This window comes from Streptomyces inhibens, from assembly GCF_003389455.1.
Taxonomy (GTDB): domain Bacteria; phylum Actinomycetota; class Actinomycetes; order Streptomycetales; family Streptomycetaceae; genus Streptomyces; species Streptomyces inhibens.
Genome location: NZ_QUAC01000198.1, coordinates 49062 through 66801, shown reverse-complemented (window position 1 = coordinate 66801; position 17740 = coordinate 49062). Strand labels below are relative to the sequence as shown.

15 protein-coding genes and 1 pseudogene are annotated in these 17740 nt (G+C 72.1%); 10 read left to right on the top strand and 6 right to left on the bottom strand.

Features of this window, described 5'->3' with window-relative positions; translation table 11 throughout:
- Nucleotides 1-2: 2 nt before the first annotated feature.
- On the bottom strand, nt 3-1193 hold the full coding sequence (locus DY245_RS24695; protein WP_128509420.1) for an acyl-CoA dehydrogenase family protein: 1191 nt from the start codon (nt 1191-1193) through the stop codon (nt 3-5).
- A 179-nt stretch (nt 1194-1372) separates the two neighbouring features.
- Nucleotides 1373-2167, bottom strand: a complete 795-nt coding sequence (locus DY245_RS24690; protein WP_128509419.1) for an SDR family NAD(P)-dependent oxidoreductase — start codon at nt 2165-2167, stop codon at nt 1373-1375.
- A 183-nt stretch (nt 2168-2350) separates the two neighbouring features.
- Between DY245_RS24690 and DY245_RS24685 the strand changes: the two genes are divergently transcribed.
- Nucleotides 2351-2806, top strand: coding sequence for a group II truncated hemoglobin (locus DY245_RS24685; protein WP_128509418.1), 456 nt, complete (start codon nt 2351-2353; stop codon nt 2804-2806).
- Between the two features lie 66 nt (nt 2807-2872).
- Here the strand turns inward: DY245_RS24685 and DY245_RS24680 are convergent, their stop codons facing one another.
- From DY245_RS24680 to DY245_RS24665, 4 genes are all read right to left on the bottom strand, one after another.
- Complete coding sequence (locus DY245_RS24680) at nt 2873-3304, bottom strand: SH3 domain-containing protein (RefSeq protein WP_128509417.1); 432 nt, start codon at nt 3302-3304, stop codon at nt 2873-2875.
- 175 nt (nt 3305-3479) lie between these two features.
- Nucleotides 3480-4244: a VOC family protein gene (locus DY245_RS24675; RefSeq protein ID WP_128509416.1), complete on the bottom strand. Its 765-nt coding sequence runs from the start codon at nt 4242-4244 to the stop codon at nt 3480-3482.
- A gap of 164 nt (nt 4245-4408) precedes the next feature.
- Nucleotides 4409-4990 carry a TetR/AcrR family transcriptional regulator gene (locus tag DY245_RS24670; RefSeq protein WP_128509454.1) on the bottom strand — a complete coding sequence of 194 codons (582 nt, stop codon included), beginning with the start codon at nt 4988-4990 and terminating at the stop codon, nt 4409-4411.
- Between the two features lie 5 nt (nt 4991-4995).
- The gene (locus DY245_RS24665; protein ID WP_128509415.1) at nt 4996-6153 is read right to left on the bottom strand and encodes an FAD-dependent oxidoreductase; all 1158 of its coding nucleotides are present in this window, start codon (nt 6151-6153) and stop codon (nt 4996-4998) included.
- A gap of 252 nt (nt 6154-6405) precedes the next feature.
- Between DY245_RS24665 and DY245_RS24660 the strand changes: the two genes are divergently transcribed.
- The 9 genes and pseudogenes from DY245_RS24660 to DY245_RS24620 all read left to right on the top strand — a co-directional run bounded on the left by DY245_RS24660 (nt 6406) and on the right by DY245_RS24620 (nt 17709).
- Entirely contained in the window at nt 6406-7416 is a 1011-nt protein-coding gene (locus DY245_RS24660; RefSeq protein ID WP_128509453.1) for a FecCD family ABC transporter permease, read from the top strand.
- Nucleotides 7413-8477 carry a FecCD family ABC transporter permease gene (locus DY245_RS24655; protein WP_128509414.1) on the top strand — a complete coding sequence of 355 codons (1065 nt, stop codon included), beginning with the start codon at nt 7413-7415 and terminating at the stop codon, nt 8475-8477. The genes DY245_RS24660 and DY245_RS24655 overlap by 4 nt, the downstream gene beginning before the upstream one ends.
- Nucleotides 8474-9286, top strand: coding sequence for an ABC transporter ATP-binding protein (locus tag DY245_RS24650; protein WP_128509413.1), 813 nt, complete (start codon nt 8474-8476; stop codon nt 9284-9286). Before DY245_RS24655 ends, DY245_RS24650 begins: the two co-directional genes overlap by 4 nt.
- Nucleotides 9287-9352: 66 nt before the next feature.
- Complete coding sequence (locus DY245_RS24645) at nt 9353-10372, top strand: ABC transporter substrate-binding protein (protein WP_128509412.1); 1020 nt, start codon at nt 9353-9355, stop codon at nt 10370-10372.
- Nucleotides 10373-10461: 89 nt separating this feature from the next.
- Nucleotides 10462-11652 carry an ATP-grasp domain-containing protein gene (locus tag DY245_RS24640; RefSeq protein WP_128509452.1) on the top strand — a complete coding sequence of 397 codons (1191 nt, stop codon included), beginning with the start codon at nt 10462-10464 and terminating at the stop codon, nt 11650-11652.
- A complete protein-coding gene (locus DY245_RS24635; protein ID WP_128509411.1) occupies nt 11649-13442 on the top strand; it encodes an IucA/IucC family protein in 1794 nt (597 codons plus the stop codon). The genes DY245_RS24640 and DY245_RS24635 overlap by 4 nt, the downstream gene beginning before the upstream one ends.
- A pseudogene (locus DY245_RS46685) lies at nt 13439-14723 on the top strand (MFS transporter). Before DY245_RS24635 ends, DY245_RS46685 begins: the two are co-directional and overlap by 4 nt.
- A complete protein-coding gene (locus DY245_RS24625; protein ID WP_128509410.1) occupies nt 14711-16492 on the top strand; it encodes an IucA/IucC family protein in 1782 nt (593 codons plus the stop codon). The pseudogene DY245_RS46685 and the gene DY245_RS24625 overlap by 13 nt, the downstream one beginning before the upstream one ends.
- Complete coding sequence (locus DY245_RS24620) at nt 16489-17709, top strand: type III PLP-dependent enzyme (RefSeq protein ID WP_128509409.1); 1221 nt, start codon at nt 16489-16491, stop codon at nt 17707-17709. Before DY245_RS24625 ends, DY245_RS24620 begins: the two co-directional genes overlap by 4 nt.
- Nucleotides 17710-17740: the final 31 nt, after the last annotated feature.

The window sequence follows — 17740 nt, the reverse complement described above, 5'->3', positions numbered from 1 at the left end:
GGTCAGCGCCGTACGCGGGGCATCCCGAGGCCGATCCACGAGATGATCTCGCGTTGGATCTCATTGTTGCCGCCGCCGAAGGTGAAGATGACGGCGGAGCGGTAGCCGCGTTCCAGTTCGCCGTGCAGCACCGCGCCGGCCGAGCCCTCCTTGAGGGGGCCCGCCGACCCGACGACCTCCATCAGCCAGGCGTAGGCGTCCCGCCGGGCCTCGGAGCCGTAGACCTTGACCGCGGAGGCGTCCTGCGGAGTGAGCGTGCCCTGCTGGAGTGCGTCGACCATCTGCCAGTTCAGCAGCTTCATGGCGTCCAGTCTGGTGTGGGTACGGGCCAGCCGTCCACGTACCCAGCCCAGGTCGATGACCCGGCGGCCGTCGGCGAGTTTGGTGTCGGCGGCCCAGCGCTGGACGTTGTGCAGCGCGCGGATGGCCATGGTGCCGTGGGCGGCGAGGGTGACCCGCTCGTGGTTGAGCTGGTTGGTGATGATCCGCCAGCCCTTGTTCTCCTGGCCGACCCGGCGGGAGGCCGGGACGGTGATGTTCTCGTAGTAGCTGGCGGTGGTGTCGTGCGAGGCGAGGGTGTTGATCAGGGTGCAGGAGTAGCCGGGGTCGCTGGTGGGGACGAGGAGCATGGTGATGCCCTTGTGGGGCGGGGCATCGGGAGCGGTGCGTACGGCGAGCCACACCCAGTCGGCGGTGTCGCCGTTGGTCGTCCAGATCTTCTGGCCGTTGACGACGTAGTGGCCACTCTCCTCGTCGCCCTCCCGTACGGCGCGGGTCTTGAGGGCGGCCAGGTCGGTGCCGGCGTCCGGTTCGCTGTATCCGATCGCGAAGTCGATCTCGCCGGAGAGGATCCTGGGCAGGAAGTAGGCCTTCTGTTCATCGGTGCCGAACTGCATGATCGTCGGGCCGACGGTGTTCAGCGCCATCAGCGGCAGGGGGACGCCCGCCTGCGCGGCCTCGTCGAAGAAGATGAACTGTTCCATCGGGGTCATACCGCGCCCGCCGAACTCCTTGGGCCAGCCGACGCCGAGCCAGCCGTCGGCACCCAGCCTGCGCACCGTCTGACGGTAGAAACGCTTCTGGGCGGCGGTGTCGGCGTACCGTGCGTAGGCGTTGTCCGGCACCAGCTCGGCGAAGTAGGTGCGCAGCTCGGCGCGCAACTCCTGTTGCTCAGGGGTGTATTCGAGGTGCACGGCCCCTCCAGTTCGTCCGGTCCGGTCGTCCGGCCCGACGGCGGCCGCGGTTCTGACGGTCCGTCGGATACGGGATCGAGGGGCACAGTAGAACTTGTTCCAGAAATACGGAAGGGCGCGGGCGCGGGGCGGCACCGCGTATGCGGCCGGAGTGGCCCCGGGCGAGCCCCGGCCGGCCGTCAGGGAATGATCGAGTCGACGTACCCGCCGTCGACGCGGATGGCCGCGCCGGTCGTTGCCGAGGCGAACGGAGAGCTGAGGTAGACCACCATGTGCGCGATCTCCTCCGGTTCGATCATGCGCTGGATCAGCGACTGGGGGCGGTACTGCCGCATGAAGGTCCGCTGTGCCTCGTCCCACGGCACATCGCGGCCGACGATTCCATGGACGAAGTCCTCCACCCCACCGGTGTGGGTCGGCCCCGCGATGACGGAGTTCACGCACACCCCGCTGCCCGCCGCCTCCTTCGCGAAGCCGCGGGACACCGCGAGCAGCGCCGTCTTGGACATGCCGTACTGAATCATCTCCGCCGGAATCACCACGGCGGAGTCGCTGGCGATGTTCTGGATGCGGCCCCAGCCGCGTTCCTTCATTCCCGGCAGATAGGCACGGATCATCCGGACGGCGGTGAGCACATTGACCTCGAAATAGCGCCGCCATTCGGCATCATCGATTTCCAGGGCGGGCCGGGGCCCGAAAATGCCCAGGTTGTTGATGAGAATGTCCGCCTGCGGTACGGCATCGACGACCTGCTCGAATCCGCTGTCGGTGCTGATGTCGCCGGGCGCCGCGAGAAACGTCGCACCCGGATCCTGCGCACGCATCCGCTCCAGCGCCGCGTCCACGGACCCGGCACTGCGGCCGCTGACCGCGACCTCGGCTCCGGCGCGGGCCAGCCCCGTGGCGATGGCGGCGCCGATGCCCTGGGTCGAGCCGGTCACCAGGGCGGTCCTGCCGGTGAGATCGATCTGCACGGTCCTGCTCCCTGTCGTCGCCTGCCCGGCCATGGAACGGTGCGCCTCAGCCTTGCACGCCGCGGCGCGCACCGCAGCGGAGAGCCGTTGGCCCGACGAGGCGGAACAGCCCACCCGCGACGGCCCGCCGCCCTACCATTTCGAGCGATCACCGATGCGGTGATCTCAACGGAGGGGACCCCCATGACCGAGCGACCGCGCACGCTGCTGGCAGCGATCGGCGGCATCGACGTACTGCGCCGGCTGAGCAACACCTTCTACGAGGCGGTGCTCGCCGACCCGTTGCTGGCGCCGGTGTTCGCCGATTTCACCCGCACCCATATCGAGCATGTCGCCGTCTGGCTCGGCGAAGTGTTCGGCGGCGAGACCCGGTTCACCGACGAGCTGGGCGGCCATCAGGCGCTGCTGCGCGCGCACCTCGGGCTGAAGATCACCGAGGAGCAGCGGCTGCGCTGGATGGAGCTGATGACGGCCGCCGTCGAGAAGGAGCTGCCGGACGACGAACTGCTGCGCCGCCGGGTCGTCGAGTACTTCGACTGGGGTACCACGATCGCCCGTGAGGTGTCCGCCGACCCGGAGGGCACCGACCTCGGTGACCCGGGCCCGACGCCCCGGTGGGGCTGGGACGGCCTGGTCTGATCCCGGCGCGCACGAAGGCCCGGCCCGGCACCTTCGGGTACCGAACCGGGCCTTGCCCGGGCTCCATCAGCCCACGGCGTGCTTCGCCGCGTTGTTGTGGGGCTGCATCCGGCTGCGCTGCACGTCCTTGCAGTACTTGACGAAGCCGCTGTTGGTCACGTACTTCGCCGAGACCCAGGTCGCCCGCTCCTCGCGGGTCAGGTACCAGACGCTGTTGCCGCCCACGCTCTGGGTGCGCACCTTGCACACCAGGCCGATCTGCGCGCGGTGGCGGAAGTAGCCCTTCACGGAGGAGTCCGTGCTGGGGTACTGACGCGCACTCAGGCCCATCTTCGTGGTGACGATGCCGTACGGCTTCGCGGTGGTGGTGGGCCCGGGCGTCGCCTGGGCCGGGGCCGCGATGGACAGCGTCGCACCGAGGGCGGCCGCCGCGGTCAGTGCGCCCGCGCCGGCTGCCAGCTTTTTGCCTCGGGCCACGAGGATTTCGGTCGTGGACATAGGGGTCTCCTGTTCTTGACGCGCAATGCCACCCATTGGCGCGAAGTGGACATTACGCGTAAATCACCCTCGGAATGTGGTGAAACGACGAACAGGCCGCCGATCGTGTGACAAGTACAAGTGCGCCCGGACCGCGGGCAGTCGCCGTCGTCCGCGCACGACGGAGCCGACGAGGTCAGCCCTCGGTGCCGGCGCGGTGGATCCCGAAGGAGGCACCTTGCGGATCCCGGATCACGGCGACCCGCGGCCCCTCGGGTACGTCCGTAGGGGGCACCAGCAGCATGCCCCCGGACTCGGCGGCCCGGGCGGCCGTCTCGTCGACATCGGCGACCGCGAAGTACGGCAGCCAGTGCGCCCGGACATCCTCCGGGTAGAACTCGTCCAGCGCGCTCATGCCGCCGAAGTCGGCGCCGTCGATGCCCCATTGCGGGTAGTCCTCGTGGGTGCCCACGGTCCAGCCGAAGATCCGCGTGTAGAAGGCCTTCGCGGCCTCCTCGTCCCGGGTGGCGAGCTCGACCCAGCCGAGCGAGCCCGGCGCGCTCAGCAGGGCGGCGCCGGCGAAGGAACGGGCCTGCCACAGCGAGAAGACGGCCCCTTCCGGGTCGGCCAGCACGGCGAAACGGCCCAGGTCGAAGACGTCCATCGGCGCCATCAGCTGCCGCCCGCCGGCCTCGGCGACCGCCGCGGCCTGCGCATCGGCGTCCCGGGTCGCGAACGACACGGTCCAGGCGGTCGGCTGCCCGGGGGCGTAGAGCGGGGTCAGCGCGGCGACCGGGGCGTCGCCCAGGTACAGCATGGTGTAGCCGCCCGCCTCGGCCCGCGGGTCGGTCTCGGCGCGCCAGCCGAAGACCTGGCGGTAGTACACCTTGGCGGCATCCACGTCCGAGGTGCCCAGCTCCACCCAGCAGGGCGCGCCGGGCGTGGGCTCAGTGATCTTCACGGTGTGTTCCGTCCCTCCGCACCGAACCATGGCCGGGCCGCACTGCGGTCGCGTCCGTACGCTGCCGACCGCTGTCCCTACGCAGCTGATCGTCCGATGGGCACGAGAGGGCCGCAACCGGAGGGCGGACGTGGACCAGGCGTCGGGACGGCGGACGGGACGGCTCAGACGCCCAGGTCGGACCAGCCCTTCTTCAGGTGGGTGAAGATCTCGTCCACGGCGGGCCCGGGGTCCTCGGAGCCGGCGGCGAGCCGCGGCGCGGCCAGCACATAGCGGGCCAGCGCCCGCACCGACACCGCGTCCGCCGCGGCACCGCTCTCCGCGGCGATCGCGCAGGCCAGCGCCGTCTCGTGCCGCAGCCACATCTGGTGGGCGTACTCGGTGAGCGCCGGGGTGCCGTCGATCAGCTCCCGGAACGCCCGGAACCCCGGCGTCTCGTGGGTCGAGACCAGCAGACCGCGCAGGTGTGCCTGTAGTGCGTCCAGGACCGTGCTGCCGGGTTCGCGGTCGCGTACGGCCGAGACCAGAGCGGCGCCGTGCTCGGTGTCCTGGTCGAACACCAGGGCTTCCTTGCCGGAGAAGTGCTTGAACAGGGTGGTCACCGAGACGTCCGCGGCCTCGGCCACGTCCTTGACGCTCACCTGGTCGTAGCCGTGCTCCAGGAACAGCCGGAGGGCGGCATCGGCCAGCGCCTGGCGGGTCTGGGCCTTCTTGCGTTCGCGGCGTCCGGGGGTCGGCTGGGTCATGTCGGTCACGGCCTTTCCTGTCCGGCCATCTGGCGCAGATGGCGGAGCGAGCCCTGCGGGGCGTCGGGGGCGATGGCGTTGGCCAGGCCGCGGGCGGCGGCCTCGGCGGCCCGGGCGGAGCGGGGCAGCATGGCCGTTTCGTAGGCCCGTACCGCCCTCCCCGGGTCATCGTGTTCGGTGAGTGCCAGGGCGAGTTCGCAGCCGTCGAGCATGGCGAGGTTGGCGCCCATGCCGGAGAACGGCGTCATCAGATGGGCGGCGTCGCCGAGGAGGGTCAGGCCCGGGGTGTGGGTCCAGGTGTGCGGCACCGGCAGGGCGAACAGCGGCCGGTTGATGAACCCGCCGTCGTTCTCCCTGAGCAGCGCCAGCAGCCGGTCGTCCCACCCGGCGAAGCCGTCGAGCAGTACGGCGCGGGTGGCTCCGGTGTCCGTCACCTTCACCCCGGCCGCCAGGGCCCAGTCCTGGGAGCCCCGGAAGGCGGCGTATCCGCGGATGTGGCCACGACTGTTGCGCTGGGCCATCAGGGCCTTGTTGGCGAAGCTCGCCATCATGCTGCCGTTGCCCACCAGACGGGCGATCTCGGGGTGGCGGGCGTCGGCGTCGTCGAATCCGAACTCGACGAAGGTGACGCCGGAGTAGTGCGGGGTCGCGTCGGACAGCAGCGGCCGCACTCTGGACCAGGCGCCGTCGGCGCCGATGACCAGGTCGAAGGTCTCGGTGTGTCCGTCGTCGAACTCGGCCTTGTGGCGGCCGTCGCCGAGCGGATGAAGGGTGCGCAGATAGTGGCCCCAGCGCACGGTCCCCGGGGCGAGGGAGTCCAGCAGCAGGCGGCGCAGCTCGCCCCGGTCGATCTCGGGGCGGTCGGTCGCATCGGGGGCCGGGGCGTGCTGGAAGAGCACGGTGGCGGTGCGGTCGAGCAGCCGCATCTCCTGCCCCTCGGGGCGGGCGAGGGCGGCGAACTCCTCGTGGAGGCCGGCCTCGCGCAGCGCTGTCTGACCCGTCGCCATATGGAGGTCCAGCGTGCCGCCTTGGGGGCGGGCGTCGGCGGTGGCGTCGCATTCGAAGACGGTGACCGGTACGCCGTGCCGCTGTAGGACGCGGGCACAGGTCAGCCCACCGGGGCCGGCCCCGACGATCGCGATGCGAGGAGGGGTGACGTTCATGCCATCCAGAAAACCACAGCGACTAAGAAAGTGCAATCGATACACCTTCCTGGACGCTCGGCCGACGGTCGCGGTCGAGCGTACGAGTGAGCCCATCACCCCAGGCCAGCGGCGCGCAGGGCGAGTTGGGAAAACCTCGCCGACAAAAAGGACAGTTGATCATTTCCCGAAGGGACGCTTGCAGATTTAGGTATGCCTAACCTAATATAGCGACGCGTGTCAACGACCGAACCACCTGCCACCGCACCCCCTGTGCCCGATCCGCGCCCCGCCGCGAACATCCTGCGGCGCTTACCGCTGTTCGTGGCCGGGCTCTGCGCGCTGGCGGTCTGCGCCGCCCTGAGCCTCGCCCTCGGTGCCCGATCCGTACCGCTGTCCACCGTGCTGGACGCGCTCTTCGGAACCGCTCACGGGCGGGACGCCATTGTGGTGACGGGGCTCCGGCTGCCGCGGACGGTGGTCGCGCTCGCGGTCGGCGCGGCGCTCGGCGTCGCCGGGGCGGTCGTCCAGGGCATCACCCGCAACCCGCTCGCCTCCCCCACCACGCTGGGCATCAACGCGGGCGCCGGTTTCGCCGTCGTCACCGCGATCTATGCGCTGCATCTGACCCGGCCCGTCGAATACCTCTGGTTCGCCTTCGCGGGCGCCGCGGCCGCTGCACTGTTCGCCCAGGCGCTGGCCCGGCGCGCCGGCGACCTCGACCCGGTACGCCTCGCACTGGGCGGCACCGTCCTGCAACTCGTACTGCTCTCCTGGACGTCGACGGTCATGCTGGCCAGCAAGCGCTCACTGGACGAGGCCCGGTTCTGGCTGGCCGGTTCGCTGGCCGAGCGCCCACTGGCGGTGCTCTACCCGGTGCTGCCGACCCTGGCGATCGGTCTGGTCATCGCGCTGGTCATCGCCCCTGCCCTCAACGCGCTGGCGCTGGGCGACGATTCGGCCCAGGCGCTGGGCGTGCCGGTGTCCCGGATCCGGACCGCCGGCGGTCTGGCCGTCGTCCTGCTCGCGGCGTCCGCGGTGGCCGTGGCCGGTCCGCTCGCCTTCATCGGACTGGCCGCACCGCACCTGGTCCGCCAGCTGCTGCGCACCTCCGACCACCGGATCGTGGTGCCCGGCGCTCTGATCGCCGGCCCCCTGCTGCTGCTCACCGCCGACATCCTCGGACGGCTCGTCATCCGGCCGTCCGAGCTACAGGTCGGCATCATCAGCGCGTTCCTCGGCGCGCCGCTGCTGGCGCTGCTGGCCCGGAAGGTGGCCCGATGAGCGACGTCGTACGGAACGGGAAGCCGGCCGGCGCCCTGTCTCCCGCCACCGGGCACCGGCCCGGGCGCCGCCGGACACCGCTGCTCGCCGTCGCCGGCGTCGTGGTGCTCTGCGCGCTGGTGACGGTGGCGGTGGCCAACGGCGATATGCCGCTGCCGCCCGTCGACGCGGTCAAGGGCCTGTTCGGCGTCGGTGATTTCGCGACCGTGCTGGTGGTCCAGGAGTTCCGGGCTCCGCGGATGGTCGCGGCGATCGTCGCGGGGGCGGGGCTGGCGGTGGCCGGCGCCCTGCTCCAGCGGCTGTTCCGTAATCCGCTGGCCTCCCCCGATGTGATGGGGGTGACCGGCGGCGCCTCGTTCGGCGCGGTGGCGATGCTGGCCGCCGGGGCCTCGCAGGCACTGATCCCGCTGGCGGCGCTCGGCGGCGGGCTGCTCGCCGCGGTGCTGCTGGGGGTGTTCGCCTGGCGCGCCGGGGTCAGTGTGACCCGGCTGGTGCTGGTCGCTCTCGCGGTGCAGGCGGGCCTGTACGCGGCGGTGAACTTCATGGTCGTCCGCTTCCCGGCCGAGCTCGCCGGCTCGGCGCTGCAGTGGACGACGGGTTCGGTGTACGGGCGGACCTGGACCGAAGTGTGGTCGGCGGGCGGGGCGGTGGCCGTGGCGCTGGCCGTCGCGTTCGCCCTGCACCGCCGGCTGGCCGTACTCGACCTGGGCGACGACTCGGCCGGCGCGCTCGGCCTGAACACCCACGCCGCACGCCTCCAGGTCCTGGTCGTCGCCATCGTGCCGGCCTCGCTGGCCGCCTCGCTCGCCGGCCCGGTCGCCTTCGTCGCGCTGGCCGTCCCGCACATGGTGCGGTTCCTCGCCGGGCCGCCGACCGCGGGGACGACGGCGCTGTCCGGCCTCGCCGGTGCCGTACTGCTGCTCGCCTCCGATCTGGTGACGCAGCATCTGCTGCCGGTCAGCGGGCTGCCGGTCGGGGTGGTCACCGCCACTCTGGGCGCGCCCTGGCTACTGGTGCTGATGATCCGTCAGAGCAGTTCCGTCAACAGGAGTGTCCGATGACCGCCAACCAGCTCTCCACCCACGGACTCGACCTGCGCTACGGCGACCGGCTGATCGTCGGCGGCCTCGATCTGGTGCTGCCCGGCGGCGCCGTCACCGCCGTCGTCGGCCCCAACGCCTGTGGAAAATCGACCCTGTTGCGCGGTCTGACCCGGCTGCTGGCGCCGGCCGCCGGCACCGTCGCGCTGGACGGCGCCGATATCCACCGGATGCCGGCCCGTGCGCTCGCCCTGCGGATGGGGCTGCTCCCCCAGCAGCCGGTCACCCCCGACGCGATCACCGTCGAGGCGCTGGTACGGCTCGGCCGCTACCCGCACCAGCGGCTGCTGAGCCCCTGGTCGTCGGCCGATCACCAGGCGGTGGAGGAGGCGCTGCGGCGCACCGGCACCGCCCCGCTGCGCGATCAGCCCGTAGACCAGCTCTCCGGTGGCCAGCGCCAGCGCGCCTGGATCGCCCTGGCGCTGGCGCAGGACACCGATCTGCTGCTGCTCGACGAGCCCACCACCTTCCTGGACCTGCGGCACCAGCTCGATGTCCTCGATCTGGTCGCCGCGCTGCACTCCGAGGCGGGGCGCACCGTGGTGATGGTGCTGCACGACCTCGGGCAGGCCGCCCGCTACGCGGATCACCTCGTGGTCCTCAAGGACGGGCAGCTGGCGGCGGCCGGCGCCCCGGCGGACGTACTCGACGCGGAGCTGGTCAAGTCCGTGTTCGACGTGGACTGCCGGGTGATCCCCGACCCCGAGACCGGCACCCCGCTGGTCGTCCCCAAGAGCAGCGCGCAACGGCACCCCGCCGTGACCGCCTGACCCGACCGCTCTCCCCCACGAGCGTTTCCCTCTCCGCTCCGTCCCCTCCCAGGAAGTCGAACCCTCATGCTGGACCGATCCGTTTCCCCTGGCCTTGGCCGGCTGCCGGCCGCACTGCTCGCCGTCGCCCTGGGCACCGCCGCCCTCTCCGCCTGCGGCGGCGCCACGTCCCCCGCCGCCGACGACTCGGCGAAGGGCGGCGCCGACGCCGGTGCCTTCCCGCGTACGGTCAAGAGCGCTCTCGGCGGCGAGGTGAAGATCCCCGACCGGCCCAAGCGCGTCGTCGTCCTGGACACCGGTGAGCTCGACGATGTCACCACGCTCGGCGTCAAGCCGGTCGGTGCGGTCTCCCCGCACATGAAGACCGAGGGCGGCTTCCCCTCCTACCTCAAGGACGAGATCGGGGGCGTGACGGACGTCGGTCCGCTGCTGGAGCCCAACCTTGAGAAGATCATCTCGCTCAGGCCCGACCTGATCCTGTCCTCCAAGGTCCGGCACGAGAAGATCTACGACAAGCTCAAGGACATCGCGCCGACCGTCTTCACCGAGACCACCGGCGGCCCCTGGAAGGCCAATCTGAAGGTCCACGCCAAGGCCCTGGGCCTGGAGAAGCAGGCCGACAAGAGGCTCAAGGGGTACGAGGCGCGGGCCAAGGCGCTGGGTGCGGCCATCAAGAAGAAGTACGGCAAGATGCCGTCGGCCTCCGTGGTCCGCTTCGTCGCCGGCCCGACCCGCCTCTACCAGAAGTCCTCCTACAGCGGTGTGGTCCTGGACGACATCGGGCTGGCCCGGCCGGCGTCGCAGAGCTCCACCGACCCGGCCAGGACGATGCTCGACGTCAGCGCGGAGCAGATCGACAAGGCCGACGCCGACCTGGTGTTCGTGACCGTGGCGGACACGCCGGACAAGACCCAGCAGAAGGACGTCACGTCCAACCCGGTCTGGAAGGACCTGCCGGCCGTCAAGCACCACAGGGTCTTCAACGTGCCGGACGAGACCTGGATGTCCGGTATCGGCATCCAGGCCGCGGAGCACATGCTCGCCGACGTGGCCAAGGCCACCGGTGTGCAGCTGCCCAAGAGCTGAATCCCCAGGGGTGGGGCGCCGCCCCCACAGCCCGCCCAGCCCCCGCCCCGATGTCCCGCACCGCCCTCGATCCCGAAGAGGCCCCGCACATGCGGATGTACCTGCTCGCACTCAACCCCACCGACTCGGTCACCGATGGATTCCTTCCTGCCGCCGCCCGGCTCGGCCTCGATCTCACGATCCTGACGGACCGGCCCGAAGCGCACCGGCGCGTCTCCCCTCGGACCGAGGTCCTGGAGTGCGACGTCCATGACTTCCGCGCCGTCATCACCCGCATGGCAAGCCACCACCCCGCCTCCGCGGTCTTCACCAACAGCGACCATCTGCAGACCCAAGCCGCCCTGGTCGCCGAGTACTTCGGGCTGCCCGGCAAGGACTGGCGGGCCGCGCTGCGCGCCAAGAACAAGGCCGAGATGCGCCGCCATCTCGCCGCGGCCGGCGTCGACACCGTACGGTCCGCGGAGCTCGCCGCCGGCCAGGACCCGTCCACGCTCACCGCCGCCGGCCTGCCCTACCCCTGTGTCCTCAAGCCCCGCGAGGGCGTGGCGAGCGAGGATGTGGTGCTCGCCGAGGGCCCGGAGGAGCTGGTGGCGCTCGCCAAGGAGATCCAGGCGCGACGCCCGCAGGCGGCGCTGGTCGCCGAGGAGTTCCTCGCCGGTGAGCTCTACACCCTGGAGACCCTCGGCGACGGCCGCGTACGGCATGTCCTGGGCGGCTTCCACACCGCCGTCTCCGCCCCGCCGGCCTTCATCGAGGAGCGGCTCGATTTCGTCGCCGCCCACCCCGAACCCGTGGTCGCGCAGGTGCTGGCCCAACTCGACGCGCTGGGCGTCGGGTTCGGCGCCTGCCACACGGAATTCGTGGTGCACGAGGGCCGCGCGCGGCTCATCGAGGTGAACTACCGCGTCATCGGGGACCAGTGCGATCTGCTGCTCGCGCAGGTCCTGGGCATCCCCCTCTTCGAGCACATCCTGCGGACGCACCTGGGCGAGCCGCTGCCCGCCGACCTGGGCGCGCGGCGCGACGGGGCGGGCCGGGTGGAGTACGCCTGCGCCGACCGGGCCGGGACGCTCACCGCGGCGCCCGCCGCCTCGGACCGGACGGTGGACGGCGTACGGCTCTCCTACCGGCCGCTGCGCGCGGTCGGCACCGAGCACCCGCACTACCGCACCAACCGCGACTACCTCGGCGTACTGCGGGCCACCGGCACCGACCGGGGCGCCGTGGACCGGGTGTCGGACGACTTCTTCGCGGCCGAGCGCTGGGAGATATCGTCGTGACCGTCGCGCTCGACACCGCAACCGACCGGGCCGGGACCGCCGAGGAAGCCGGGCTGCTGCTGCGTGTCCTCGGCGCGCTGCTGCGCGAGGACGTGGTCGGTCTGCGCACCCGCGGCACGCTGCTGGAGCGGCCGGACGGCCCCTGGCTGCGGCTGCCCGCCGACGAGGCCGCCGGGGCGCTGCTGCTGCCCCTCGGCGAGGACGGCTACCAGAGCGCGTACGCGGCGCGGCTGCCACTCCTGGTCCGCGAGTCCGACGGCGCCCGGCTGACCACGATCGACGAGGTCCTCGCGGCGCTGCGCGCGCTCGCCGATCCCGTCGACCACGAGGGCTTCGACGCCTTCGCCGAGGAGTGCCGCCAGACCCTGGCGACGATGCGGCTGCACGCCCGGAGCCGGGACGAGGTCGAGGACGAACTGACCCTTCGTCATGGACCGGATCCCGGTGGCTGGTCGGGGCTGGACGGCGGCCTGGCGTACGACACGCTCGCCGCCCGGCTCGACCACCCCGTCTACCCGACCGCCCGCGGGCGCTCCGGGCTGGACGAGGACCAACTGCGCGCGTACGCACCCGAGTTCCGGCCGGACTTCACGCTGCGCTGGCTCGCCCTGCCGCGCGCCGCGGTCACCCTGCCGGGCGGCGGGGCGACGCTGCCCGCCTGTTGGCCGACGCCCGCCGACCTGGGCCTCCCCCACCTCGACGGCAGTCATCTCGCCCTTCCCATCCACCCGTTGACGCTCGGCGACCCGCTGGACGGCGCGCTGCGCGAGACCGGCCTGGAGGGCGAGGCGGTGCTGTCCGAGCGCGCCGTGGTCGATGTCGTACCGACCCTGTCGATGCGCACCGTGGCGCTGACCGCCGACCCACGGACGCATCTGAAGCTGCCGCTGGCCACCGCCACGCTGGGCCTGCGGAACCGGCGCACCATCAAGCCCCGTACGCTCATCGACGGTGCCGAGGGTCAGCGGCTGCTGGAGACCGTGATCGCCCGCGAGCCGCGCTTTCGGGAGTCGGTCCTGCAGGCCGACGAGACCGTCTACGCGCACGCCGGCCACGAGCTGCTGACCGTGCTGTGCCGCCGCTACCCCGCGGGGCTGGAGGGCAGTGCCGTGGTGCCGATGGCCGCACTGCTCGGCCGGGCGCCCGGCGGGCGGCTGGTGATCGACCACCTCGCGGACCGCTTCTACGGCGGCGATCCGCTCGCCCTGCTGGACGCCTGCCTCGCCCTGCTCTTCGACTGGCAGACCACGCTCTTCGGCTACGGCATCGCGCTGGAGTCCCATCAGCAGAACATCTCGCTGGTGCTGGACCACGCGGCGGACGGCACCCGGCTGCGGCTGCTGTTCAAGGACAACGACGGGCCACGGATCAACACCGCCCGGCTGCGGGACACGCTGGGAGCCGACGCTGTGGACCCCACGGTCTTCGCCGACCCTCGGATCTTCGCCGAGAACGACCGGCCGGTGCTGGACCTGTTCGCCACCATCACCGTCCATCTGTGCGCCGGTTCGTACGCCTTCGGGCTGGCCCGGCACGGGCGTGCACCGCTCGCGCGGCTGCTGGGTCTGGTCCGCGACCGGCTCGCCGAGGCCATCGAGCGGCTGGGCACCGGCCCCGGCGACCCGGGGGCCGCGCTGCGCGCGTACGTCCTGGACGCCCCGCACCTCCCCATCAAGGCGATGGTCAGCGCCGGGACCCTGCTCTCCAAGGAGCGTTCGGGCGCGGCCGACATCAACAAGCACTACACCACCGGCCCCAACTACCTGCTGTCGACGGGGACTTCCCGGTGAGGACCGCCACTTCTCGCCAGGTCGTGCCGGCCGCCGTCGAAACCAAGGACCGCCCGGGCCTCGCGCGCCGCCAGGTGCACGCCGTGGCCGGCTGCTACTTCGTGGCGTCGTTCGCCGCCCTCGGCCTGCCGCCGTATCTCACCGAGATCCTGCCCGAGCTCGGCGACGGCGCCGCCCGCTGGGCCGGTCTGCTCTATATCGTCCCCACCATCTTCGGGGCCATCGGCGCACCACTGTGGGGACGGCTCGCGGACCGCTTCGGACGGAAACGGCTGCTGCTGCGGGCGCAGTTGGGGCTGGCGGCGGCGTTCGTGCTGGCCGGCTGGGCCGACTCGATGGACACGTTCGTCGCGGCGCTGGTCCTCCAGGGCATCCTCGGCGGCACCTTTGCCGCATCAAACGGCTATCTGGGGGCTGCACTTGAGGGCGGCGCGCTGTCCCGGGCGCTGACCTTGATGCAGGGCAGCGCGCGGGCGGCACTGGTCTTCGCCCCGATCGTCGTCGGCTCGCTGACGCCGTGGCTGTCGCCGCACCGCCAGTACGCCCTGCTGGCCGTGCTGCCGCTGACCGCGGCCGTGATGCTCGCGGCGCTGCCGGAGCCGCCGGGAGCCCCGGCGGCCGCGGCGGAGATCGATGCCGTGCGGACGCCCGGGACGGCGAGGGGGACAGCTGCCGAGCCGGCCGGGCGTTCCCCGGTCGCGTCCCTGCGCGCCCTCTACGCCCTGGAGTTCGCCTTCGTCTTCTCCACCGTCATCTCCTTCCCGTACCTGATCTCCCTCATCAAGGAACGGATTCCGGGCACCGGCCCGATGGTGTCCGGCGTGCTGTTCGCCCTGCCCCATATGTGCTATCTGGTCGCGGCGATGGCGGTGCACGCCGTCTTCCGCACCTGCCCCCGGCTCGGTATCGCGCTCGGCTTCGGCTGTATCGCGCTCGGTCTGGCCGGACACGGCCTGGCCGACTCGCTCACCGGCTTCATCGTGGTACGCCTGGTGCTCGGCGCCGGGCTCACCCTTGGTCTGGTCTGCCTGTCCGTACTGGCCGCGGACTGCGCCAAGGGCCGCGCCCCCGGCGGGCTGTTCGGCTCGATCGAATTCTTCTCCAAGGCCGGCGCGGTCGCCGCCGGCGTGGCCGCCGCGATCGGCAACGACTGGTTCGGCCCGGCCGCGCCCCTCCTCACCGGCACCACGATCGCCCTGGTTACCTTGCTCGCGACCGCCGCCCCTGTTCTGCTGCCCCGTCTCCCCCCGCACCCGCTGGAGCCCGCGATGCCTCCGCTGACCAATTCACCCGGCACTGCCCCGGCCCCCACCACCCCCACCGGCCTGCCCACCGCCGACGAGGCCGTGGCGCACACCCTGCTGAACTGTCTGCTGCGCGAGGTGTCCGGCCCCGAGCACCAGACCGCCGTCGACAACGGGCAGCTGCTGCTGCGACTGCCGCGCCGCGGAGTGCTGCTGCGCATCGCGCTGCGCCGTACGTCGCTGCTCGGCGCGCACCGGTTCACCGGCCCGGTGTCCGAGCAGACCGCCGACGGCTGGGCCGAGGTCGGCTGGCGCCGGCTGGCCGAGTATGTGCACGCCGAGCTGTCGCTGCGGACCGGTGTGCACAACGAGGAGTTCCTGGCTCAGATCGCCTCCAGCCACCAGGCCGTCTCCGCCGCGCTCGCCGCCCGTACCCGGCAGCGCCCGGCCGCCGCGGACCGTGCCGCGGAGGACTGGCAGACCGGCTATGTCGTCTCCGAGCAGTCGCTGATCCTCGGCCACCGCTTCCACCCGACCCCCAAGGCCCGCACCGGCGACCTGGCCGCCTGGCAGTCGTACGCGCCCGAGACCGGGGCCGTCTTCCCGCTGCTGCTGCTCGCCGTACGCGAGGAGCTGATCGCCGAGGAAGCCGTCGACGACGCCGCCACCGCACCGCTGGACGCGCTGCATCCCGGCGTCCCGGACGGCTACCGGCTGCTGCCGGTACACCCCTGGCAGTACGAGCTGCTGCGCGACCACCCCGGCCTTCAGAAGGCCCTGGACCGTGCCGACATCCGCGTACTGGGCAGCGGTGAGCTGCCGTTCGCGGCGACCGCGTCCGTGCGCACGCTCTACGACGGCGCCGCGTTCCTCAAGTTCAGCCTGAACGTCCGGATCACCAACTGCCTTCGCAAGAACGCCAGTTACGAGCTGTCCGGGGCGGTGGCGCTGACCCGGCTGCTGGCACCGGTGCTCACCGGCCTCGCCACCCGCTTCCCCGGCAGCGCGGTGCTGCGCGAACCCGCCTACCGCAGCCTGGCGCTGCCCGGCGCCGACGGCCGCCCGGACACCGAGCTGCTCGAAGGGTTCGGCGTCATCGTCCGCGAGGGCCTGTCCCAGCGGCTGCTGCCCGGCACCACCCCGCTGCTGGCGGCCGCCGTCGCCGATGAGTACCCCACCGGCCCGGCACATATCTCCCGTCTGCTGGACGGCGCGGGACCGCAGGCCGCGCTGGAGTGGTGGGCCGCCTACCTCAACCTGCTGCTCCCGCCGGTGCTCGCCGCCTACTTCGACCACGGTCTGGTGCTGGAGCCGCATCTGCAGAACGTCCTGGTCTGCGTGGACGGCGACGGCATGCCCGCACAGGTCCTCTTCCGCGACCTGGAGGGCACCAAGCTCGTCCCCGAGCACCACGCCGGGCTGCTGGCCTCGCTGCCCGAGCAGATCGCTGCGCCGATGACGTACGACGCCCAGCGCGGCTGGGACCGCGTCGTGTACTGCCTGCTGGTCAACCATGTCGCCGAGATGCTCGCGGCGCTGGCCGATCTGCACCCGGACACCGAGGCGGAGCTGTGGGCTCAGGTCCGCCGCACCCTGCAGACCCACGCGGACCGCCATGGCTGCCCGCCGCGGCTGGCCGCCCTGCTGGCCGGCGTCCCGCTGCCCGCCAAGGCCAATCTGCTCACCCGCTGGGAGCGCAAGGCCGACCGCGAGGCCGGCTATGTCCTGCTGCCCTCGCCGCTGGCCGAGGCCGTACTGTCGGGCGCCGGGCGCACCGACGACACCACCCCCTGGAGCGCACGATGACCACCCCCACACCGCTGGTCCGCGACCGCGCCCTGGCCCTGTCCTCCGAGGAACTGCCGGCATATCTCTACGATCTGACGGCCCTTCGGGAACATGCGGCCGCGGTGCGAGCCGCCCTGCCCGAACGCGTCGAGCTGTACTACGCGGCCAAGGCCAACCCGGAGCCGGAGATCCTGACGGCGCTGCGGCCGTATGTGCACGGTTACGAGGTCTCCTCCGGCGGCGAGCTGGCGCACGTCGGCAAGGCCGTGCCCGGATCCCCGCTGGCCTTCGGCGGGCCCGGCAAGACGCCGGCGGAGCTCGCTTCGGCGCTGGAGCTGGGCGTCGAGCGCTTCCATGTGGAGAGCGTCTACGAACTCCATATGCTCGCCGCCCTCGCCGTCCGGCAGGCCCCGGGCCGCCGGATCACGGTGCTGCCGCGCTTCAACCTGCCGGTGGGCGACGGTGCGCTGGACAGCGTGTCGCTCGCCATGGGCGGCCGTCCCACGCCTTTCGGGCTGGACCCGGACCAGGCCGACGACGTCGTCCGGCTGCTCACCGACGGCACCTGCCCGCAGCTCGAACTCCGCGGCATCCACGCCCACTTGGCCAGTGGTCTGGAGGCGGCGGAACAGCTCGCGGTGGCCTCCTCGATCGTGAGCTGGTCGGCAGGGCTGGCCGCCCGCCACGACATCACACTGCACGAGGTGGTCATCGGCGGCGGTATGGCCGTCGATTACGCCGCGCCGGAGCGCCGCTTCGACTGGGCGGCGTACGGCGCGGGCCTGGAGCGGCTCACCGCCGCCCACCCCGGGCTCACCCTGCGCATCGAGCCGGGCCGTGCGCTCACCGCGTACTGCGGCTGGTACGCCACCGAGGTGCTGGATGTGAAGCACAGCCACGGCGAGGAGTTCGCCGTGGTCCGCGGCGGCACCCACCATCTGCGCACCCCCGCGACCAAGGGCCACGACCAGCCCTGCACGGTCCTGCCGTCCGACGCGCCCTGGCCGCACCCCTGGCCGCGCTCCGCCGCCCGGGGCGACCGGGTCACCCTCACCGGCCAGCTGTGCACGCCGAAGGATCTGCTGTCCAGGAACGTCCCGGCCGCCGGTCTGCGCGCCGGCGACCGGGTGGCGTTCGGCCTGGCCGGCGCGTACGCCTGGAACATCTCGCACCATGACTTCCTGATGCATCCGCGGCCGGGGTTCCACTTCCTGGGCGGGACGGAGGAGGGCTGAGTGGCGCGCCGGCGGCGGACCGCCGGCCGGA

Bases quoted from the DNA above. Each gene is read 5' to 3' on its own strand.
- DY245_RS24625 (WP_128509410.1), top strand. From the start codon at position 14,711: ATGCCTCCGCTGACCAATTCACCCGGCACTGCCCCGGCCCCCACCACC.
- DY245_RS24655 (WP_128509414.1), top strand. From the start codon at position 7,413: ATGAGCGACGTCGTACGGAACGGGAAGCCGGCCGGCGCCCTGTCTCCC.
- DY245_RS24670 (WP_128509454.1), bottom strand. From the start codon at position 4,990: ATGACCCAGCCGACCCCCGGACGCCGCGAACGCAAGAAGGCCCAGACC.
- DY245_RS24650 (WP_128509413.1), top strand. From the start codon at position 8,474: ATGACCGCCAACCAGCTCTCCACCCACGGACTCGACCTGCGCTACGGC.
- DY245_RS24640 (WP_128509452.1), top strand. From the start codon at position 10,462: ATGCGGATGTACCTGCTCGCACTCAACCCCACCGACTCGGTCACCGAT.
- DY245_RS24680 (WP_128509417.1), bottom strand. From the start codon at position 3,304: ATGTCCACGACCGAAATCCTCGTGGCCCGAGGCAAAAAGCTGGCAGCC.
- DY245_RS24665 (WP_128509415.1), bottom strand. From the start codon at position 6,153: ATGAACGTCACCCCTCCTCGCATCGCGATCGTCGGGGCCGGCCCCGGT.
- DY245_RS24685 (WP_128509418.1), top strand. From the start codon at position 2,351: ATGACCGAGCGACCGCGCACGCTGCTGGCAGCGATCGGCGGCATCGAC.
- DY245_RS24620 (WP_128509409.1), top strand. From the start codon at position 16,489: ATGACCACCCCCACACCGCTGGTCCGCGACCGCGCCCTGGCCCTGTCC.
- DY245_RS24645 (WP_128509412.1), top strand. From the start codon at position 9,353: ATGCTGGACCGATCCGTTTCCCCTGGCCTTGGCCGGCTGCCGGCCGCA.